The sequence below is a fragment of the Geobacillus sp. CAMR5420 genome, assembly GCF_000691465.1.
GTDB classification, from domain to species: domain Bacteria; phylum Bacillota; class Bacilli; order Bacillales; family Anoxybacillaceae; genus Geobacillus; species Geobacillus thermoleovorans.
Genome location: NZ_JHUS01000041.1, coordinates 14,349 through 34,450, shown reverse-complemented (window position 1 = coordinate 34,450; position 20,102 = coordinate 14,349). Strand labels below are relative to the sequence as shown.

15 protein-coding genes and 2 pseudogenes are annotated in these 20,102 nt (G+C 48.3%); all 17 read left to right on the top strand.

The genetic code is table 11. The annotated features are described in order from the left end of the window. Positions 1-18 precede the first annotated feature (18 nt). The gene (locus DI44_RS07185) at positions 19-1,527 is read left to right on the top strand and encodes an alpha-N-arabinofuranosidase (RefSeq protein ID WP_033025540.1); all 1,509 of its coding nucleotides are present in this window, start codon (positions 19-21) and stop codon (positions 1,525-1,527) included. A gap of 62 nt (positions 1,528-1,589) precedes the next feature. Beyond that, positions 1,590-2,585: a Gfo/Idh/MocA family oxidoreductase gene (locus DI44_RS07190; protein ID WP_033025539.1), complete on the top strand. Its 996-nt coding sequence runs from the start codon at positions 1,590-1,592 to the stop codon at positions 2,583-2,585. 15 nt (positions 2,586-2,600) lie between these two features. Next, complete coding sequence (locus DI44_RS07195) at positions 2,601-3,653, top strand: aldose epimerase family protein (protein ID WP_033025538.1); 1,053 nt, start codon at positions 2,601-2,603, stop codon at positions 3,651-3,653. Between the two features lie 4 nt (positions 3,654-3,657). Continuing rightward, entirely contained in the window at positions 3,658-4,479 is an 822-nt protein-coding gene (locus DI44_RS07200) for an HAD-IIA family hydrolase (RefSeq protein WP_050483839.1), read from the top strand. Further along, positions 4,476-5,690: a sn-glycerol-1-phosphate dehydrogenase gene (locus tag DI44_RS07205; RefSeq protein ID WP_033025533.1), complete on the top strand. Its 1,215-nt coding sequence runs from the start codon at positions 4,476-4,478 to the stop codon at positions 5,688-5,690. The genes DI44_RS07200 and DI44_RS07205 overlap by 4 nt, the downstream gene beginning before the upstream one ends. Next, a pseudogene (locus DI44_RS18755) lies at positions 5,687-5,890 on the top strand (glycoside hydrolase family 127 protein); the annotation flags it as partial. The gene DI44_RS07205 and the pseudogene DI44_RS18755, both read left to right, overlap by 4 nt. A gap of 138 nt (positions 5,891-6,028) precedes the next feature. Continuing rightward, on the top strand, positions 6,029-7,084 hold the full coding sequence (locus DI44_RS07215) for an RNA-guided endonuclease TnpB family protein (RefSeq protein WP_033025530.1): 1,056 nt from the start codon (positions 6,029-6,031) through the stop codon (positions 7,082-7,084). Positions 7,085-7,245: 161 nt separating this feature from the next. Next, positions 7,246-8,935 (top strand): annotated as a pseudogene (locus DI44_RS0117140) (beta-L-arabinofuranosidase domain-containing protein); the annotation flags it as partial. 224 nt (positions 8,936-9,159) lie between these two features. Next, a complete protein-coding gene (locus DI44_RS07220; RefSeq protein WP_033025529.1) occupies positions 9,160-10,881 on the top strand; it encodes a sensor histidine kinase in 1,722 nt (573 codons plus the stop codon). Further along, entirely contained in the window at positions 10,881-11,660 is a 780-nt protein-coding gene (locus DI44_RS07225) for a response regulator (protein ID WP_033025559.1), read from the top strand. The genes DI44_RS07220 and DI44_RS07225 overlap by 1 nt, the downstream gene beginning before the upstream one ends. 104 nt (positions 11,661-11,764) lie before the next feature. Further along, complete coding sequence (locus tag DI44_RS07230; RefSeq protein WP_013145179.1) at positions 11,765-13,090, top strand: extracellular solute-binding protein; 1,326 nt, start codon at positions 11,765-11,767, stop codon at positions 13,088-13,090. A 62-nt stretch (positions 13,091-13,152) separates the two neighbouring features. Next, positions 13,153-14,022: a sugar ABC transporter permease gene (locus tag DI44_RS07235; RefSeq protein WP_021321571.1), complete on the top strand. Its 870-nt coding sequence runs from the start codon at positions 13,153-13,155 to the stop codon at positions 14,020-14,022. A 14-nt stretch (positions 14,023-14,036) separates the two neighbouring features. Beyond that, positions 14,037-14,903 (top strand): carbohydrate ABC transporter permease, encoded by an 867-nt coding sequence (locus DI44_RS07240; protein ID WP_015374982.1) that lies wholly within the window; start codon positions 14,037-14,039, stop codon positions 14,901-14,903. A 115-nt stretch (positions 14,904-15,018) separates the two neighbouring features. Then, the gene (locus DI44_RS07245) at positions 15,019-16,065 is read left to right on the top strand and encodes an aldose epimerase family protein (protein WP_033025527.1); all 1,047 of its coding nucleotides are present in this window, start codon (positions 15,019-15,021) and stop codon (positions 16,063-16,065) included. 23 nt (positions 16,066-16,088) lie between these two features. Beyond that, positions 16,089-16,703 carry a polysaccharide deacetylase family protein gene (locus DI44_RS07250; RefSeq protein WP_015374980.1) on the top strand — a complete coding sequence of 205 codons (615 nt, stop codon included), beginning with the start codon at positions 16,089-16,091 and terminating at the stop codon, positions 16,701-16,703. Between the two features lie 72 nt (positions 16,704-16,775). Continuing rightward, a complete protein-coding gene (locus tag DI44_RS07255) occupies positions 16,776-18,893 on the top strand; it encodes a glycoside hydrolase family 52 protein (protein WP_033025525.1) in 2,118 nt (705 codons plus the stop codon). Between the two features lie 2 nt (positions 18,894-18,895). Then, positions 18,896-19,891 (top strand): endo-1,4-beta-xylanase, encoded by a 996-nt coding sequence (locus DI44_RS07260; RefSeq protein WP_033008791.1) that lies wholly within the window; start codon positions 18,896-18,898, stop codon positions 19,889-19,891. Positions 19,892-20,102: the final 211 nt, after the last annotated feature.

Here is a 20,102-nt window from a genome sequence, read left to right as displayed (position 1 = left end):
AGAAGGGGGTTGAGTGATATGAGTATGAAAAAAGCAACCATGATCATCGAAAAAGACTTCAAAATCGCCGAAATCGACAAACGCATCTATGGCTCGTTTATCGAACATCTAGGCCGCGCGGTATACGGAGGGATTTATGAGCCCGGCCATCCGCAAGCCGACGAAAATGGGTTCCGGCAAGATGTCATCGAGCTGGTCAAAGAACTGCAAGTGCCCATTATCCGTTATCCGGGCGGGAATTTTGTGTCCGGTTACAACTGGGAGGACGGAGTCGGGCCAAAAGAAAAGCGGCCGCGGCGGCTTGATTTGGCATGGAAGTCAGTGGAAACGAATGAAATTGGCTTGAATGAATTTGTCGATTGGGCCAAGATGGTCGGAGCCGAAGTGAATATGGCCGTCAACTTAGGGACGCGCGGCATTGATGCGGCACGCAACTTGGTTGAATATTGCAACCACCCGTCGGGCTCGTATTACAGCGATTTGCGCATTTCCCACGGCTATAAAGAGCCGCATAAAATTAAAACATGGTGTCTAGGCAATGAGATGGACGGTCCGTGGCAAATTGGCCACAAGACAGCCGTTGAGTACGGACGAATCGCTTGTGAAGCGGCCAAAGTGATGAAATGGGTAGATCCGACCATTGAACTTGTTGCGTGCGGAAGTTCAGGCAGAAATATGCCGACGTTTGCGGAATGGGAAGCGACGGTTCTTGATCACACGTATGAGCATGTCGATTATATTTCCCTCCATCAATACTTTGGAAATCGAGATAATGACACGGCGAATTATTTGGCGCTGTCGCTGGAAATGGATGATTTTATCCGTTCGGTTGTGGCGATCGCCGATTACGTGAAGGCGAAAAAACGAAGCAAGAAGACGATCCATCTTTCGTTTGATGAGTGGAATGTATGGTACCACTCAAATGAGGCGGATAAGCAAATTGAGCCGTGGACCGTTGCACCCCCTCTGTTGGAAGATATTTATAACCTTGAAGATGCGCTTCTTGTCGGCTGCATGCTCATTACGCTCATGAAACATGCGGATCGGGTGAAGATTGCTTGTTTGGCCCAATTAGTAAATGTCATTGCGCCAATCATGACGGAAAAGAACGGTCCGGCTTGGAAACAAACGATTTATTATCCGTTTATGCACGCCTCTGTGTATGGAAGAGGGGTGGCGTTGCATCCGGTGGTTTCCAGCCCGAAATACGACAGCAAAGACTTCACCGATGTACCATACTTAGAATCGATTGCGGTTTACAATGAAGAAAAAGAAGAAGTGGCGATTTTTGCCGTCAACCGTGATATGGACGATGCGTTGCTGCTCGAATGCGATGTTCGCAGTTTTGAAGACTATCGCGTCATTGAGCATATCGTTTTGGAGCATGAAAACGTGAAACAAACGAATTCCGCGCAATCTTCCCCGGTGGTTCCGCACCGCAACGGCGACGCTCAGCTGTCCGCTGGAAAAGTGTCGGCGACGCTGCCGAAGTTATCGTGGAACGTTATTCGTTTAGGAAAACGATAAGGAAATGAAGGCTGGTCTGATGGCCAGCCTATCCCTTTGAAAACGGGAAGGAGATACGAAATATGGGATGTAAAGTCCGCTTTGGTATTATGAGTACAGCTGCTATTGCCAAAGACGTGATGATTCCCGCCATTCGTCGGGCGGATTACGCTGAAGTCGTGGCCATTGCGAGTGAGAGCGGGAAAGCTAAACAAGCGGCGAAGGAGCTCGGTATTCCGAAAGCGTATGACAGCTATGACCAGCTGCTTGATGACCCGGACGTCGACGCAGTGTACATCCCGCTTCCAAACAGCCTGCACGCTGAATGGACGATCAAAGCGGCGAAGAAGAAAAAGCACGTGCTTTGTGAAAAACCTGCCGCTTTATGCGCAGAAGATGTCCGGCGCATGATTGAGGAATGCGAGAAAAATGGCGTTTTATTCATGGAAGCGTTCATGTACCAGTTCCACCCACAGCACGAACGGGTCAAACAGCTTTTGGCCGCTGGCGAGATCGGCGAAGTTAAGTACATGCGCTCCCATTTCTCTTTTTATTTGCAAGACCGGGAAACGAATATCCGCATGAACGATGAGCTTGGCGGGGGAAGCTTGTTCGATGTCGGCTGCTATTGCGTGCACTCAACAAGACACATCCTTGGCGTCGAACCAATCGAATTATTTGTTCAATCCCATTTTGATCCGCACCGTTCGGTCGATGTAACGACGAATGGTTGGATGAGGATGGAAAACGGTGTGCTTGCGCAGTTCACGTGCAGTTTTGACATGCTCTTTCAGAACGAATACGAAGTGGTGGGCACGAAGGGAAAAATCATTGTCTCGCGGGCGTATCGGCCGGATGTCGATGGCGGTGAGGGGCGGATTACGATCGTAACGGCTGATGGAAGCGAGCATGAGGAAACGGTGTCAGGCGATCAATACGCGCTGCAAATCGAGCACTTCTCGCGCGCTGTTCTTGAAGGCACACCGCTGTTGTATTCGCCAGAGCGCATGATCAAACAAGCGCGGGCGCTCGACGCTTGCCGCACATCGATGAAGACGGGAAACATCGTAAGGTTATAAGGAAGGGGAAGCAACATGAAAGTGACATATGAGAAATGGGCTGGATATAACGGAAAAGACGTGCTTTTGTTTACATTGACCAATGATCACGGCGTAGAATTGTCGGCGATGAACTATGGATGTGTTGTCACGAGGCTATGCGTTCCTGACCGAAACGGCAACATCGAAAATGTCGTGCTCGGGTTTGACCGGTTTGAGCCGTATATTGAAAACGCGCCGTACTTTGGCGCGGTCATTGGCCGCGTGGCGGGGCGCATTCGCGGGGCGAGCTTTGAACTCGAAGGCATCGCGTATCAACTGGCGAAAAACGAAAACAACAACCACCTGCATGGGGGACCGAATGGCTTCCATCACGTGCTCTGGCAGGCTGAGACCGTTCAACGTGATGATGCGGTCGGCGTCGTTTTTTCGTACACGAGCCCGGACGGAGAGGAAGGGTATCCAGGAACGGTTCATGTTCAAGTGGAATATTGGCTCAACAATGACAACGAATGGACCGTCACGTACCGGGCTCGTTCGGACAAAACGACGCTCGTCAATTTAACGAACCATACGTATTTCAACCTAAGCGGCAACGGCAAGCGCGATATATTGGATCACACGCTGACGATCCAAAGCTCGCGTGTGCTGGAATTGAATGAGGAGCTGATTCCGACGGGCCGCGTCTTGGATGTCGCTGGCACGCCGTTTGACTTGCGGCAAGGAAAGGCGATCCGGGAGGCGGTTGAATCCGGACACCCGCAAATCGAACTCGTCGGCGGGGGCTATGACCATCCGTTTTGGCTCGACCGGCATCATGACAAGGAAATTGTTCTTTCCGACCAAGAGAGCGGACGAACGTTGACGGTGGAGACGGACGAAGTCGGCGTGGTCGTGTACACATCGAACCAGCTGCCGGAAGGAATGGATTTAGGCGGCGTGCCGTCGCGGAAACATCTCGGCATTTGCTTAGAAACGCAAGGGCTGCCGGATGCGATTCATCATCCGCAGTTTCCGTCGATCATATTGCCAGCTGACAAGGAGCGAGTATCAACGACGGTCTATCGGTTTGGCGGGCGGACATCATAGGCGGATGGGAGGGGGATGGCTCTTGATAGAGGAAATTGAAGGGGTGTTGATTGATCTTGATGGGACGATATGGAAGGGAAATGAACTCATTTCGCATGCAGATAAGGCGGTTGCCTACCTCCGTTCTCTTGGAAAACGAATCGTGTTCGTCAGTAACCGGGGCAATTGGTCGCGGCGCATGTGCCATGAACAGCTTGAACGGTTTGGAATTGCGGCGGGGGAGGAAGACATCATTTTATCCTCAACGGTAACAGCCCAATTTTTGCGGAAACATTATCCGCTATGCCAAGTTTGGACGTTAGGCGACGAAGGATTGCGTGAAGAGCTGCAGCATCACCAGGTGCCATTGGCGCCGGCTCCGGAAGACGCGGATTTTCTCATCATCACGCTGCATGAAACGATGACGTACCGCGATTTGGATTTGGCATTTCGTGCGGTCCATCATGGGGCGCGAATCATTGCGACCAACATCGATAAAACGTTTCCGAGTGAACATGGGAATGCCATTGATGTCGCCGTGATGGTAGGAGCGATTGAAGCGGCGGCGAGCCGAAAAGTGGAACTTGTGTTAGGGAAGCCTTCTTGTTTTATGGTCGAAGCGGCTTTGCGCCAGCTGAAGGTGCCCCCTAACCGCTGTCTCGTCATTGGTGACAGCGTGGAATCCGATATTCGCATGGGGAGAATGTACGGCATGAAAACCGCTCTTGTGCTGACAGGAAATACGAAGCGCAACGAATTGAAGGCATTGAGGGAAAAAGAACGGCCGGATTATGTGATGGATTCCATTTATGACATCGTGGGGCTTGGAAAGGAGATCGTGCAGTGAACCCAATAATAGAAGAGATCGTGCCATTGGTGAAGCAATGCGATTGTGGCCATCTTCATTATGACATTCCAATTGAACAGATGACGGTGGGATGCGACGCGTTTGAGCAGCTCGTTGCTTATTTGCGCCATAAGCGGTATGAGAAGGTGGCCGTGGTGGCCGATGAGCGGACGTTTGCGGCAGCAGGGGAGTCATTGTGTGATGAACTGGAAAACAAATCAATCCGCTATACAATATGCCTCGTGCAACCGGACGAAAATGGGGATGTCATCGCCGATGAACGTTCGATTGTGCAAGTGCTGTTGGAAACGCCGAACGATGTTGATGTTTTCGTTGCCGTAGGGGCGGGGACGATTCACGACATTACTCGTTTTAGCAGTCATAAAATGAAGGTTCCGTTTATTTCGGTTCCTACTGCTCCATCGGTGGACGGATTTACGTCAATGGGAGCTCCGCTCATCATTCGTGGGGTGAAAAAAACCATTCAAGCACAGGCGCCGGTCGCTGTATTTGCTCATACGGATGTGTTATCCCGGGCTCCAAAAGAGATGATCGCCGCTGGATTTGGCGATATGGTGGCGAAGTATACGTCATTGGTCGACTGGCAGTTTGCCCACTGGATGGCCGATGAGCCCTATTGTCCATTTGTTCACCAGCTTACCGAACAATCTCTCAAAGCATGTGTCGACCATATTGATGACATTGCCGATGGCGGTGAACAAGGGATTCGTGTATTAATGAATGCGTTGCTGCAGTCGGGCATTGCGATGTTGCTCATGGGGCAATCGTACTCGGCATCGGGAGCGGAACACCATCTGTCCCACTACTGGGAAATGGAATTTTTGCGTCGGAACAAACGGCAAGTGCTGCACGGGGCGAAGGTTGGCGCAGCGACTCCGATGATCATTGAACACTATCAACGCGTCTTTTGGCCGTTATGGAACAAACTAGAAGAACGGCCGAAATCAATAGACGAAACTGCAAGGAAACGACTCAAAGCCAATGCGGCTTCTATTCAGAAACTGCTTGAATCCTTGCCCTCTCCAGGGCGCGTTCGAACTATGTTAGAGAAAGTAGGAGGGGCCGCTCTCCCGGAACAACTCGGCATCGATCTTCCGTTGGTTGAACGGAGTCTGCGGGAGGCTCATCGATTGCGTCCGAACCGCTTTACGATTCTCTACTTTTTAAATGAATGGGTTTTAGGAACATGATAGGGGGAATCAAAGTGGAAAAAGCTACAATAAGGGCAAATGTCAAGGATCGGTTTTGGAAACGATATATCGATGTCGTCCGGAACGAAGTCGTTCCTTACCAGTGGGAAGCGCTTAATGACCGCATCCTAGGCGCTGAACCAAGCCATGCGATTGAGAACTTTCGCATTGCCGCAGGGGAATCGGATGGAGAGTGTTACAGAAAAAGTCGTCTGAAAGCCCATGGTTTCAATCGTGGGAGGAAAGAAGGCGTTGCTCGGCAATCCCTTAAGAGGATGGCTTTGAGCCACCATGTTTCTCTTTAGGTATGGAATCTCAAAAGAAAAGGGGGTGAAGCCATGCCCACGATCACCCTCAGGCTGGAGCTGCACAATCCAACGAAAGTCAAACAAGACATGTATGAACGGATGACAGAAGTGAATACCGCGTTTGCGAATTGGCTGTTGAATCATCCCGAGCTGAATCAAGCGACGAGCAAAATTTTTAAGGAGTTTTCGCTGCAGCGGTTTCCTTCCGCCGTCGTGAATCAGACGATTCGAGAAGTGAAGGCCCAAAAGAAAAAACAAAAGGCAAAGAAGTTCCGAACATTCTGGTGTTGCTTTAACAATCAAAACGTAAAGGTGGAAAAGAAAGGAGCGTTCTACACGGTTTCCTTCCCCACACTGGAGAAGCGAATTGGCGTACCGGTCGTCGCGCGTTCCTATCAGGAAACGTGGCTGAATCGGCTTATCCATGGAACCGCCAAACAAGGGGCTGCCAAGCTCTACAAAAAGAGAAAGAAATGGTATTTGGCGATCGCCATCACCTTTGAAGTCAAGCCGCGGCACGAAACAAAGGTGATGGGCGTTGACCTTGGGCTTCGCTATATCGCCGTGGCCAGCGTGGGAACGAAATCGTTGTTTTTCAAAGGCAATCAATGCGCCTTCATTCGCCGACGATATGCCGCCCTTCGGCGCACATTGCAAAGAAATAAGAAACTCCATGCGGTGCGAAAAATCGGCCGCAAAGAGTCCCGCTGGATGAAGGATGTGAACCACAAAATCAGCCGTCAAATCGTGAATGTTGCCCTCGCCAATGGTGTTGGCGTGATTCGGATGGAAGCGTTGACGGGGATTCGGAAACGGGCCAAATCGGCCAAAGAAGCAGGACGAAGCCTTCATTCTTGGGCATTTCACCAACTACAAACGATGATTGCCTATAAAGCCGAAATGGCAGGCATTCGGGTCGAGTGGGTGAATCCGACCTATACGAGCCAAACGTGCAAGTGTGGTCATCGGGAGAAAGCGAATCGAAACGGCATCCGCTTCCGATGCCAAAGGTGTGGATACACTCTCCACGCCGACTTGAATGGCGCCATCAACATCGCCAAAGCGATTTCGGGCTTCGCCTCCTAACCTAGCGCACTGGTCACAGGTGCGCCGCCCATCGGGGTACACTCTAACCCGATGGGACGGGGTGATGACACACCCCTAAACTTGGGCATTGTCCGAACCAGAAATGGAGGAGGACGCGAACGACCCAAGAATCCCACGGCTTGAGCCGTGTGGAGTGTCAAGGGATGGTCTTTCAAGACAGCGATGTAGCGAAATGGCTCGAAGCGGTGGCGTATTTACTCGAGGAAAAGCGCGACTCGGAATTGGAAGCACTCGCGGATGACGTGATTGAGCTGCTTGGCCGCGCCCAGCAGCCGGACGGCTATCTCAACACGTATTATACGGTCAAGGAACCCGGTAAACGTTGGACCAACCTGCGGGACAACCATGAATTGTATTGCGCCGGCCATTTGATCGAAGCGGCAGTTGCTTATTTCCAGGCTACAGGCAAACGGCGCTTTTTAGACATTATGTGCAAATATGCCGACTATATCGGTACGGTATTCGGCCGCGGGGAAGGCCAAATTCCTGGATACGACGGACATCAGGAAATTGAGTTGGCGCTGTTGAAATTGTATGAGGCGACTGGAAACGAGAACTATTTAAAATTGAGCCAATATTTTATTGACCAGCGCGGGCAACAGCCGCACTATTTTGATCAGGAAAAAGAAGCAAGAGGGGAAACGGGGGCATTTTGGTATGACGGCGGGTATCGGTACCATCAGGCGCACATTCCGGTCAGGGAGCAGAAACAAGCTGTCGGGCATGCGGTGCGGGCGCTCTATATGTATACCGCCATGGCTGGGCTGGCGGCGAAAACGGGAGACGAGTCGTTGAAACAAGCATGCCAAACGTTGTGGGAAAACGTGACAAAACGTCAGATGTATATCACGGGCGGCGTCGGCTCGAGCGCTTTTGGCGAATCGTTTACGTTTGATTTTGATTTGCCGAATGATACGGTCTATGCCGAGACGTGCGCGGCAATTGTGTTAGTGTTTTGGGCCCGTCGCATGCTGGAACTGGAGATGGATGGGAAGTACGTGGATGTGATGGAACGGGCGCTATACAACGGAACGATCAGCGGCATGGACTTGGACGGCAAGAGATTCTTTTACGTCAACCCGCTCGAAGTGTGGCCGAAGGCGTGCGAACGCCATGACAAACGCCATGTGAAACCGGTGCGGCAAAAATGGTTCAGCTGCGCGTGCTGCCCGCCGAACTTGGCCCGTCTCATCGCCTCGATCGGCCATTACATTTATTCGCAAACTTTATGTCGGCAGCAACATTCAAACGGAAATAGGCGGTCGGTCAGTCGAGATCGTGCAGGAGACGAATTATCCTTTGGATGGAACGGTTCAGTTGACGGTTTCGACGGAATCAGCTCAGGAATTTACACTTGGATTGCGCATTCCAACGATCAATGGGGAAAACGTAGACATTGCGCCGCTGACCAAAAAAGGGTACGCTTATATCCGTCGAGTGTGGCGGCAAGGGGATGAAATGGTCCTTCACTTCTCGATGCCGGTCGAGCGGATTAAGGCGCATCCCCAAGTGCGTGCCAACGCTGGCAAGGTTGCGTTGCAGCGCGGACCGATTGTGTATTGTTTGGAAGAAGTCGATAACGGACCGAATTTGGCAAATTTGTTCCTTCCGCGCGATGCCAAGCTTGAGGCGCACTTTGAGCCGGACTTACTGGAAGGGGTCGTGGTAATCACAGGCACCGCCGAGCGGGTCGATGAGTCGGCATGGAATGATGAGTTGTATCGGCCGATTGAACCCCGAACCTATCAAGTTCCGTTCCGAGCGATTCCTTATTACGCTTGGTGCAACCGTGGGGAAGGGGAGATGACGGTGTGGGTGAATGAGAAATAGACCTATCGATGTTGCTATTCACTGTGTGAAATGATTTGGAAATGAAGATGAAATACCAAGGTGAATGAATGAGCTGGTCGGATGGTTGATGAACCGGACACGATCAGCTTTTTGTTTCGACAATCTTTGTTTGTGTTCTATACAAATTATGTAGAAGCCACTATACTAGTAATTAAAGAGATTTGTCTTTCACATACTCTTTTCCGTTAGGAAGGGACATCGCCATGCTTAGCTACCTAAAAAAATGGAACACGTTGCGAAATCAGATATTGGTCGTATTCCTATTTGTCATGGTGATTGTGCTGTCTCTCGTCAGCATGATCACGCTCAAGCAAGTGTCCCTGTTGATTCGGAACAACGCTGAAAACCAAATCAAGCAGACAGCTATTGAAGCGAGCGGTCGGATTGATTCATTGTTTGAACAGTTGAATACAGCGACAAAGTTTGTGATGACCAATCAAGAAGTTCAACGATTATTTGAACGAATCCATGGGGGAGAGAAAGTGACGTTTCCAGAATTGCAAAGGTTAAAAAGTGTGGTTAATAATATCCAAGCCAACTCTGAGGGCATTTACTCTGTCGAGCTCTATACAGAAGATTTAAAGCAAGTGTTTCCCCTAGACAGTTCTATGAAGATGTTTCAACGTCTCAACGTGAAATGGATTTATGAAGCGGATCGCGCGAAAGGCAGACTTGTATGGATCGGAGAAGATCCGCGAAACCCGCAATTTTATTTAGCGATACGGCGCATTACGTTGATGGAGCTTCATTTTGCCAACGGGGGATACTTGCTTGTGCGAATTTACAAGCCGTATTTCGCGATTACTGAGGTGAACACGGGGCAATACGTATTGGTTTCCGATCCGGAAGGAAAGGTTATTTTTTCAAATAATTCCAGCTTAACTGATGTATCTTCATTAAATCAACGGTCAGCAACGGTAATAAATCAAACCGAATACATGGTAACAAAGCAGTCTTCCAACAAAGGGTTCACCGTTTTCATATTAACGCCTGTCAGTGCCCTGACCAAGGGAGTGAACAGCATTCGGTTTGGGATCATTTTCGCTGGCATTATCGGGATGCTTGTTTACTTTTTATGTTCGCTGCTTCTCTCGACCATCATTACACGGCCGATTGTTCAATTAACGAAAACGATGCGGCTGGCGAATGAGCGGTTATTAACAGTTGATCCGAAGATGGTTACGGTCAATGAGATCAGGGAGCTGAATAGCACCTATAACCAATTGGTGAGAGAAACGAATCATTTGATCAAAATGGTGTATCAAAAAGAGATTGTTCGCAGCCAAAGTGAATTGAAAGCGCTTCAAGCGCAAATCAATCCCCATTTCTTGTACAACACGTTGGAGTCGCTGCGGTGGTCGTTAGAAGAGAAAGGGGAAGAAGAGTTGGCAGATGTCGTTGTGTCCATGTCAGAGCTGTTTCGCTACACCATCAGCCGAAATGTGAACGATGATTGGGTCACATTGAAAGAGGAATTTCGCCATATCGAAAATTATATGGACATTATCAAATTTCGGTTTGGCGATCGCATCAAGTGGCATTTGTCGCTGCCTGAGGAATGGGAAAATGTCAAAATCCCAAAACTGTTGATTCAACCGTTAGTCGAAAACGCGGTCGTGCATGGTTCGGAAAACCGGACAGCCCCTTGTACCATTACCGTGGCTGTCAAGCCAGTTTCGGATCGTCATCTTGAGATCATGGTGGAAGATGATGGAGTTGGAATGGATGAAGAAAGGCTCGAGGCGGTGAAACAGGCTATGCATACAGGAGAAGCGAAAGGAAAAGGAATGGCATTGTATAATGTGAAAAAACGTCTCCAACTTTATTATAAGAAAGAAACGAGCGATGGCATAACGATTGACAGCCATAAAAACAAAGGTACAAAAGTCACGATTCGAATTCCCGTTAACGGAGGTGAAAAATGATGCATGAGAAGACCATTTTAGTTGTGGATGATGAGCCGAGGGCGAGAGAAGGGATGAAGCGGTTGTTGGAAAAATGGGCCTCCGGCAAACACCGAATCATAACGGCTGCCAATGGCCAAGAAGCGCTTGACATTTTGCGGCAAGAGCGGGTGCACGTGTTATTGACAGATATTCGGATGCCGGAAATTACCGGGCTTGATGTGTTAGAGGAAATGAGAGAAAAAGACGATTCTCCGGCAGTGATCCTCATTTCTGCTTACCCTGATTTCGATTATGCGCAAAAAGCCATCAGCCTTGGTGTATTAAACTATTTGTTGAAGCCGGTGAAAAAAAGCGAATTATTCGAAGCGGTAGAAAAAGCGATCCACGTTTCCGAGCAAAAGGAAAGGGAACGAGTGATGAAACAATTGATTGACGATAAACTCATCGATGCCCTTGACCGTCACCCCCAAACTCGTGAACCGATTCGCGAGGCCATCCAGTTTATTGATCGGCATCTAAAAGATGATATATCACTAAAAGAAGTGGCGGAGCACGTCCATTTGAATCCAAGCTATTTTAGCACGCTGTTTAAAGAACAAATGAAACTCACATTCAGCGAATATCTCACAAGAAGAAGAATGCAGCGAGCTAAAGAACTGTTGATGACGACTGATATGGCTGTATCAGAGATTGCGGAAGAGTGCGGTTACAAAACAGCGAAATATTTTATTCATTTGTTTAAGGAAATGGAGGGAAAGACTCCGAGCAGCTATCGAAAAAGTCAAAAAGAAAAGTAATCTAAAAATACTGGTACTTTTCCTAATGGTTGTTGCCTTTTTCCCCCTTCATGATGATGGTAGACTGTATTTGCAAGCAAAGAATAGAAAAGGGGGTACAGTTTATGAAAAAGAAAGCGTTCACATGGTTGGTTTTGCTAATGTTGATGGCGGGGATTGTGCTGTCTGGTTGTTCTTCTTCGTCGAGCGATTCTGCGAGCGAGGGGAAATCCGGAGACGGGAAAATTCATTTGAAGTTTATGCACGACTGGCCAAAAGGCAGTTCAACCGCTTACTACAATCTTGTAGAGGAGATTATTAAAGACTATGAAGCGAAGCATCCGAATGTTCAGATTGATGTAGAGGTATTAAATCCGGATCAATATCGGGATAAATTAAAAGTGTTGGCCGCTTCGAATGAATTGCCTGACGTAGGGTTGACGTGGTCGAACGGTTTTGCCGAACCATACGCCACTGGAGGACAATTTGCGCCGCTAAATGATATTATCGAAAAAGAATTTAAAGACCAGTTTGTACCTGGAACGGTAGAAGCGTATACCTTTAACGGCAAATCGTATGCGCTTCCAATGGAGATGAACATCACGTATATTTTCTACAACAAAGAGATTTTCAAAAAATATGGTCTTCAGGAACCGAAAACCTTTGAAGATTTGAAAAACATTGGGAAAACGTTGATCAAGCATGGGGTGATTCCAGCCACAGTCGGTTCAAAAGACGGATGGCCGGCATCGATGTGGTTTATGTACCTCGCTGACCGGATTGGCGGCCCGACGATTTTGACCGATGTCATTCAAGGAAAAGTGAAAATGTCTGACCCAGCTATTGTCAAAGCGGCAAAAGAAGTTCAAAATCTTGTGGATATGGGGTTCTTTGTCAAAGGGAACACTGCCTTCTCGAATGATGATGCTAAAGGTTATTTCCTAAACGAAAAGGCAGCCATGTTCTTAACGGCCACATGGGAGTTGCCGAACTTTACAACCAGCCCGGATGTGCCGCAAGAGTTTAAAGAGAAGGTTGGTTACTTTAAATTCCCACTGTATGAAGGCGGCAAAGGAACGGACATCAACAGTTATGTTGGCGGTCCTGGGCTAGGCGCGTTTGTCGCGGAAAATTCAAAGCATAAAGAACAAGCGAAAGACTTCGCGGCGTACCTTGTCAAAGAATGGGGCAAACGGTCAGTGGAAGGTGCAGGCATTTTACCAGCTACAAAGGTGAATACAGAAGGGTTGAACGTACCGAAGATGTACCTGGATGTCTTGCATGACATCAATAACGCGACAAACATTACGACTTGGTTTGACACCCAAGCAAGCCCGAATGTTTCTGAGCTGCACCATGACTTAATGACGGCCCTGTTTGGCAAACAAATCACGCCAGAAGAATTTGCGAAACAACATGATGACGCGTTGGCGGAGGAAGCCAACAAATAAGAATTTTGGGGGCATCTGGAACAACACATGCCCCCTTATTTGTAAAGAAGGAGTTATCAGCGATGAAAAACGTTATGTCCAATAAAACAGCCATCATTCTTTATGTCCTGCCGTCGCTTCTCCTTGTCTTGTTTTTAATTTATATCCCGATTGCGCTGACGGGATATTATGGATTGATGGATTGGAGCGGGGTAGGCCAGATGAAGTTCATCGGCTTGGAGAATTATAAAAAGCTTATTCATGACAAGCTGTTTTGGGAGAGCACCTGGCACTCCGTCTTGTTGGCGTTGTTTTCCGTTCTCAGTTTGATCGGCTATTTAATCGTTTCTTTAATATTAGCGAGCAAAATTAAGGGAGGGAATTTGTTTAGAAAAATTTACATTATTCCCATGCTTATGTCGTCTGTCGCCATCGCTCAACTTTGGATTAAGATTTTTGATCCGATGAATGGGCTGATTAACAGTTTATTGTCTATGTTTGGGATAAAAGAGACTCCACTTTGGTTGGCGGATCCGGATATGGCGCTATATTCGGTTTTCATCCCGATCGTTTGGCAGTATGCGGGATTTTACATCATCATTCTGTATGCGGCTTTGATCAATGTACCTCAAGAATTGATTGAAGCTGCAAGAATCGATGGTGCCAATGCCTTTCAAATTGCCTACAAAATTAAGGTGCCCCTTATTTCTGGGGTGTTAAAAGTATTGGTGATTCTAGCCGTTGTCGGGTCTTTGAAATATTTTGATTTGATTTACGTCATGACCGGAGGCGGCCCGGGGCATGCCACGGAAGTGATTGCTTCTTATATGTATAAAGAAGCGTTTGGGAAATTCAACTTCGGGTATGGAAGTGCGATTGGTTTTGGGTTGCTCATCCTTAGCATGGGAGCGACCTGGATGATTCAAAAAATGTTGAGAGTCAATCAAGAATAAAAGGAGAATTGACCATGAAAGAAAAGAAAATCTTAGATTCCAAGCCTCGTTCTCCTTTACGACAAATCGCAATGGGAATTCTTTACTTTATCTTGGTTGTCGTAGCGCTTCTTCAATTATATCCGTTAGTATGGTTATTCTTATTGTCGTTGAAGACGAATCAGGAAGTATTTGGAATGTCTCCGTTCGCTTTGCCGAAATCTCCGCGATGGGAAAATTATATAAATGCTTGGTTTGATGGAGGGATCAACCAATACTTTTTCAATAGTGTCTGGTATACGATCGTCGCTGTTGTATTGACTTTGATTTTAGCCAGTTTTGTCACGTTCGCCTTGACCAGAATGGAGTGGAAATTCAAAGGTGTTGTATTGGCCCTGTTTATGATCGCTTACATGATCCCGCTTCATTCGACGCTCATTCCGTTGTTTAATATTTATAATAAAATGAACTTGATTGATAACCCCGTTTCGATCATCCTTTCGTATACGACCTTTAACTTGCCGATTACGATTATGATTTTGCTGGGATTTTATCAGTCGTTGCCGCGCGAAATCGAAGAAGCGGCGGTAATGGACGGGTGCTCTGTTCATCGCATTTTTTTCCGCATCACATTGCCGATGACAGCGCCTGTTCTTGCGACTACAGCTATTATCAACATGATTTACAATTGGAATGAGTTTGTGTTTGTCAACACGTTCATTAGTTCGGAAAAATGGAAAACGATCACAGTCGGAGTCAATAATTTTGTCGGCCAATATCTCACCGACTGGGGGGCGATCGGCGCGACTTTGGTGATCAGCATTTTGCCGATTTTGATTGTGTACTTATTCTTGAGCGATCGAATTATTGAAGGATTGGTTGCCGGTTCGGTAAAAGGATGATGTCATATGTGATTGTGGTTAAGTTTGTTTGTGTTATATACAAACTAAATGAAATATAGTATGATGAAAATGATCAAATCGTTGCTTTTTCCATCGTTGGAGAGGGGGAGAGAGGTTGCGGATTAGGAAAGAAACATGGTCTTGTTTCAACGAAAAAGATGTTCTTTTATTTACGTTGACAAATGAACACGGCATGGAACTGTCCACGACAAACTACGGTTGCATCGTGACGGACCTCCGCGTTCCCGACCGGAACGGCAACATCGAAAACGTCGTGCTCGGGTTTGGACGATTTGAACCGTATGTTGAGAACGCCCCTTATTTCGGCGCCGTAATCGGCCGGGTGGCGGGGCGCATTCGCGGGGCGAGCTTCGAACTTGATGGAATCACATATCAACTGGCGAAAAACGAAAACAACAACCACTTGCACGGCGGTCCGAACGGATTCCACCGCGTGCTTTGGCAGGCCGAGCCCGTCCAGCGCGACGGTGCGGTGGGGGTCGTCTTTTCGTACACGAGCCCGGACGGGGAGGAAGGGTACCCGGGAACGGTTCATGTTCAAGTGGAATATTGGCTGAACAATGACAACGAATGGATCGTCACACACCGAGCTCGTTCGGACAAAACGACGCTCGTCAATTTGACGAACCATACGTATTTTAACCTAAGCGGCAACGGCAAGCGCGATATATTGGACCACACGTTGACAATCCAAAGCTCGCGTGTGCTGGAATTGAATGAGGAGCTGATTCCGACAGGCCGCGTCTTGGATGTCACTGGCACGCCGTTTGACTTGCGGCAAGGAAAGACGATCCGGGAGGCGGTCGAATCCGGGCATCCGCAAATTGAACTCGTTGGCGGGGGCTATGACCATCCGTTTTGGCTCGATCGGCATCATGACAAAGAGATTGTGCTTTCCGATCCGGAGAGTGGGCGGGTGCTGACGGTGGAGACGGATGAGGTCGGCGTGGTGGTGTATACATCGAACCAGCTGCCGGAAGGGTTGGATCTAGGCGGCGTGTCGTCGCGGAAATATTTAGGCATCTGCCTGGAAACGCAAGGACTGCCGGATGCGATCCATCATCCGCAGTTTCCGTCGATCGTATTGCCAGCTGGCCAAGAGCGAGCATCAACGACGGTCTATCGGTTTGGCATCATTTGAATCAATGGAGGAAAGATAGAGGAATGATTGAACATGTAGAGACGCCGCACAGATTGGTCGCCCTGACGTTTGATGATGGACCGAATCCGGTTTATACATTGAACGTGTTGGAGATATTGGAGAAGGCATCTGGAAAAGCGACCTTTTTTATGATCGGAAGCCAGATGGAGAAGCATCCGGAAGTTGTAGAGGCGGTCAAGGCGCAAGGGCATGAAATTGGCAATCATACGTATTCTCACGCTAACCTGACTTCTCTAACGGAAGATGAGGCTTTGAGAGAAATGGAGTGGACGGATGCCATCATTACCGAGATGACTGGAGCGAAGCCCACGATTTTCCGTCCTCCTTATCTTGACTACAATGCAACTGTTGTTTCGATGTGTAACCATTTCGGCTACCAAATGATCGGTGCGCTCAATACGGATGCCCGAGACTGGGAACAGCCAGGAGTTGACTATATTGTTCGGAAGAGTCGCCCCCATATAAAAAACGGGAGCATCTTGCTTTTTCATGACGGATTTGGAGATCGTTCACAAACGATCGAGGCTGTCAATATACTCGTATCCGAATTGTATTCGCAAGGTTACAAATTGGTCACGGTCAGCGAATTGTTGGAGCTGCAAGCTGGAAGCAGATGAAAAAGTAGCAGTTCTCTGATGCTCTGATGATTGATCGCATGCATAGTAAGAAAAGGGGAGAGTGAGCTATTCATGCCAACCAATGTATTTTTCAACGCCCATCACTCGCCGGTTGGGGCGTTTGCCAGCTTTACGCTAGGATTCCCAGGAAAAAGCGGAGGACTAGATTTGGAACTTGCCCGACCGCCACGGCAAAATGTCTTTATTGGCGTTGAGTCGCCGCATGAGCCGGGGCTGTATCATATCCTTCCATTCGCGGAAACAGCAGGCGAGGATGAAAGCAAACGATATGACATTGAAAATCCTGATCCGAATCCGCAAAAACCAAACATTCTCATCCCGTTTGCGAAAGAGGAGATCAAGCGCGAATTCTGTGTGGCAACGGATACATGGAAAGCTGGGGATTTAACGTTTACGATTTATTCGCCGGTAAAGGCGGTGCCTGATCCCGAAACAGCGGCCGAGGAAGAACTCAAGTTGGCGTTGGTCCCAGCTGTCATTGTCGAGATGACGATCGATAACACGAACGGAACAAGAACACGACGGGCGTTTTTCGGATTCGAAGGCACTGACCCGTATACCTCGATGCGGCGGATCGATGATACATGCCCGCAGCTGCGCGGGGTCGGTCAAGGGCGGATTTTGGGCATTGTATCCAAGGATGAGGGTGTTCGCTCAGCGCTGCATTTTAGCATGGAGGATATCTTAACGGCGACTCTCGAAGAAAACTGGACGTTTGGGCTTGGGAAAGTCGGTGCGTTAATCGTTGATGTGCCGGCGGGAGAAAAGAAAACGTATCAATTTGCTGTTTGTTTTTACCGCGGTGGTTATGTTACCGCAGGAATGGATGCCTCTTATTTTTACACTCGTTTCTTCCGTAATATCGAAGAAGTCGGTCTTTATGCGTTAGAGCAGGCCGAGGTGTTAAAGGAGCAGGCGTTCTGTTCGAATGAACTCATTGAAAAAGAATGGCTCTCCGATGATCAAAAGTTTATGATGGCGCACGCGATCCGAAGCTACTATGGCAATACACAGCTGCTTGAGCATGAAGGAAAGCCGATTTGGGTCGTCAATGAAGGCGAGTACCGGATGATGAATACGTTTGATCTCACCGTCGACCAGCTCTTTTTTGAATTGAAAATGAATCCGTGGACGGTGAAAAATGTGCTTGACTTTTATGTCGAGCGCTACAGCTATGAGGATCGTGTCCGTTTCCCAGGAGATGAGACGGAATATCCCGGCGGCATCAGCTTCACTCACGATATGGGAGTCGCCAACACGTTCTCGCGTCCGCATTACTCGTCATATGAGCTATACGGGATCAGCGGCTGCTTTTCGCATATGACGCACGAACAGCTCGTCAACTGGGTGCTTTGCGCGGCGGTATACATCGAACAAACGAAAGACTGGGCATGGCGCGACCGGCGGCTTACGATCTTGGAACAATGTCTCGAAAGCATGGTGCGCCGCGATCATCCGGATCCAGAAAAGCGGAACGGCGTGATGGGGCTTGACAGCACCCGCACGATGGGTGGAGCGGAAATCACAACGTATGATAGTTTGGATGTTTCCCTCGGCCAGGCGCGCAACAATTTATATTTGGCAGGAAAATGTTGGGCTGCCTATGTGGCGCTCGAAAAGTTGTTCCGCGATGTCGGCAAAGAAGAACTGGCTGCATTGGCAAGGGAGCAGGCGGAAAAATGCGCCGCGACGATTGTCAGTCACGTGACGGAGGACGGGTATATCCCAGCCGTGATGGGAGAAGGAAATGACTCGAAAATCATCCCGGCTATTGAGGGGCTTGTGTTTCCTTACTTTACGAACTGCCATGAGGCGTTAAAAGAAGACGGACGCTTTGGAGACTATATTCGTGCACTGCGACAACATTTGCAATATGTGTTGCGGGAAGGAATTTGCCTATTTCCGGATGGGGGATGGAAAATTTCCTCGACAAGCAACAACTCGTGGTTGAGCAAAATTTACTTATGCCAGTTTATTGCCCGCCGCATTTTAGGGTGGGAATGGGATGAACAAGGAAAACGAGCTGATGCGGCTCATGTTGCGTGGCTCACGCATCCGACGCTCTCCATTTGGAGTTGGAGCGACCAAATTATCGCTGGCGAAATCAGCGGCAGCAAATACTACCCGCGCGGCGTGACGAGCATTTTATGGTTGGAGGAGGGGGAATGAAGATGAACAGCTCCCTCCCCTCCCTCCGCGATGTATTCGCGAATGATTTCCGCATCGGGGCGGCGGTCAATCCTGTGACGATTGAGATGCAAAAACAGTTGTTGATCGATCATGTCAACAGTATTACGGCAGAGAACCATATGAAGTTTGAGCATCTTCAGCCGGAAGAAGGGAAATTTACCTTTCAGGAAGCGGATCGGATTGTTGATTTTGCTTGTTCGCACCGAATGGCGGTTCGAGGGCACACACTTGTATGGCACAACCAGACTCCGGATTGGGTGTTTCAAGATGGTCAAGGCCATTTCGTCAGTCGGGATGTGTTGCTTGAGCGGATGAAATGTCACATTTCAACTGTTGTACGGCGATACAAGGGAAAAATATATTGTTGGGATGTCGTCAACGAAGTGGTAGCCGACGAAGGAGACGAGTTGTTGAGGCCGTCGAAGTGGCGACAAATCATCGGGGACGATTTTATGGAACAAGCATTTCTCTACGCTTATGAAGCTGACCCAGATGCACTGCTTTTTTACAATGACTATAATGAATGTTTTCCGGAAAAGAGAGAAAAAATTTTTGCACTTGTCAAATCGCTGCGTGATAAAGGCATTCCGATTCATGGCATCGGGATGCAAGCGCATTGGAGCTTGACTCGCCCGTCGCTTGATGAAATTCGTGCGGCCATTGAACGATATGCGTCCCTTGGCGTTGTTCTTCATATTACGGAACTCGATGTATCCATGTTTGAATTTCACGATCGTCGAACCGATTTGGCTGTCCCGACGAACGAAATGATCGAACAGCAAGCAGAGCGGTATGGGCAAATTTTCGCTTTGTTTAAGGAGTATCGCGATGTTATTCAAAGTGTCACATTTTGGGGAATTGCTGATGACCATACATGGCTCGATAACTTTCCAGTGCAGGGGAGAAAAAACTGGCCGCTTTTGTTCGATGAACAGCATAAACCGAAACCAGCTTTTTGGCGGGCAGTGAGTGTCTGATGATATTGCTTCACGTCGCGGCGAAGAGGGGAACAGCAAATAAGGGTTCCTCTCTTTGTGAATAATTAAAAGATTTCAGAAAATCATTGAATGTAAGTGGACTTTCCATTATAATAGGAAGCAGAACTAGTATACTAGTCATACTAGTAGTAGAAAAGCAAACGGCAAATCATGAAGCTGATTGACATTTTGACTATATGAACAGGGATGT

Bases quoted from the DNA above. Each gene is read 5' to 3' on its own strand.
- DI44_RS07235 (WP_021321571.1), top strand. From the start codon at position 13,153: ATGAAAAACGTTATGTCCAATAAAACAGCCATCATTCTTTATGTCCTG.
- DI44_RS07225 (WP_033025559.1), top strand. From the start codon at position 10,881: ATGCATGAGAAGACCATTTTAGTTGTGGATGATGAGCCGAGGGCGAGA.
- DI44_RS07200 (WP_050483839.1), top strand. From the start codon at position 3,658: ATGGGAGGGGGATGGCTCTTGATAGAGGAAATTGAAGGGGTGTTGATT.
- DI44_RS07195 (WP_033025538.1), top strand. From the start codon at position 2,601: ATGAAAGTGACATATGAGAAATGGGCTGGATATAACGGAAAAGACGTG.
- DI44_RS07190 (WP_033025539.1), top strand. From the start codon at position 1,590: ATGGGATGTAAAGTCCGCTTTGGTATTATGAGTACAGCTGCTATTGCC.
- DI44_RS07240 (WP_015374982.1), top strand. From the start codon at position 14,037: ATGAAAGAAAAGAAAATCTTAGATTCCAAGCCTCGTTCTCCTTTACGA.
- DI44_RS07220 (WP_033025529.1), top strand. From the start codon at position 9,160: ATGCTTAGCTACCTAAAAAAATGGAACACGTTGCGAAATCAGATATTG.
- DI44_RS07250 (WP_015374980.1), top strand. From the start codon at position 16,089: ATGATTGAACATGTAGAGACGCCGCACAGATTGGTCGCCCTGACGTTT.
- DI44_RS07185 (WP_033025540.1), top strand. From the start codon at position 19: ATGAGTATGAAAAAAGCAACCATGATCATCGAAAAAGACTTCAAAATC.
- DI44_RS07215 (WP_033025530.1), top strand. From the start codon at position 6,029: ATGCCCACGATCACCCTCAGGCTGGAGCTGCACAATCCAACGAAAGTC.
- DI44_RS07230 (WP_013145179.1), top strand. From the start codon at position 11,765: ATGAAAAAGAAAGCGTTCACATGGTTGGTTTTGCTAATGTTGATGGCG.
- DI44_RS07255 (WP_033025525.1), top strand. From the start codon at position 16,776: ATGCCAACCAATGTATTTTTCAACGCCCATCACTCGCCGGTTGGGGCG.
- DI44_RS07260 (WP_033008791.1), top strand. From the start codon at position 18,896: ATGAACAGCTCCCTCCCCTCCCTCCGCGATGTATTCGCGAATGATTTC.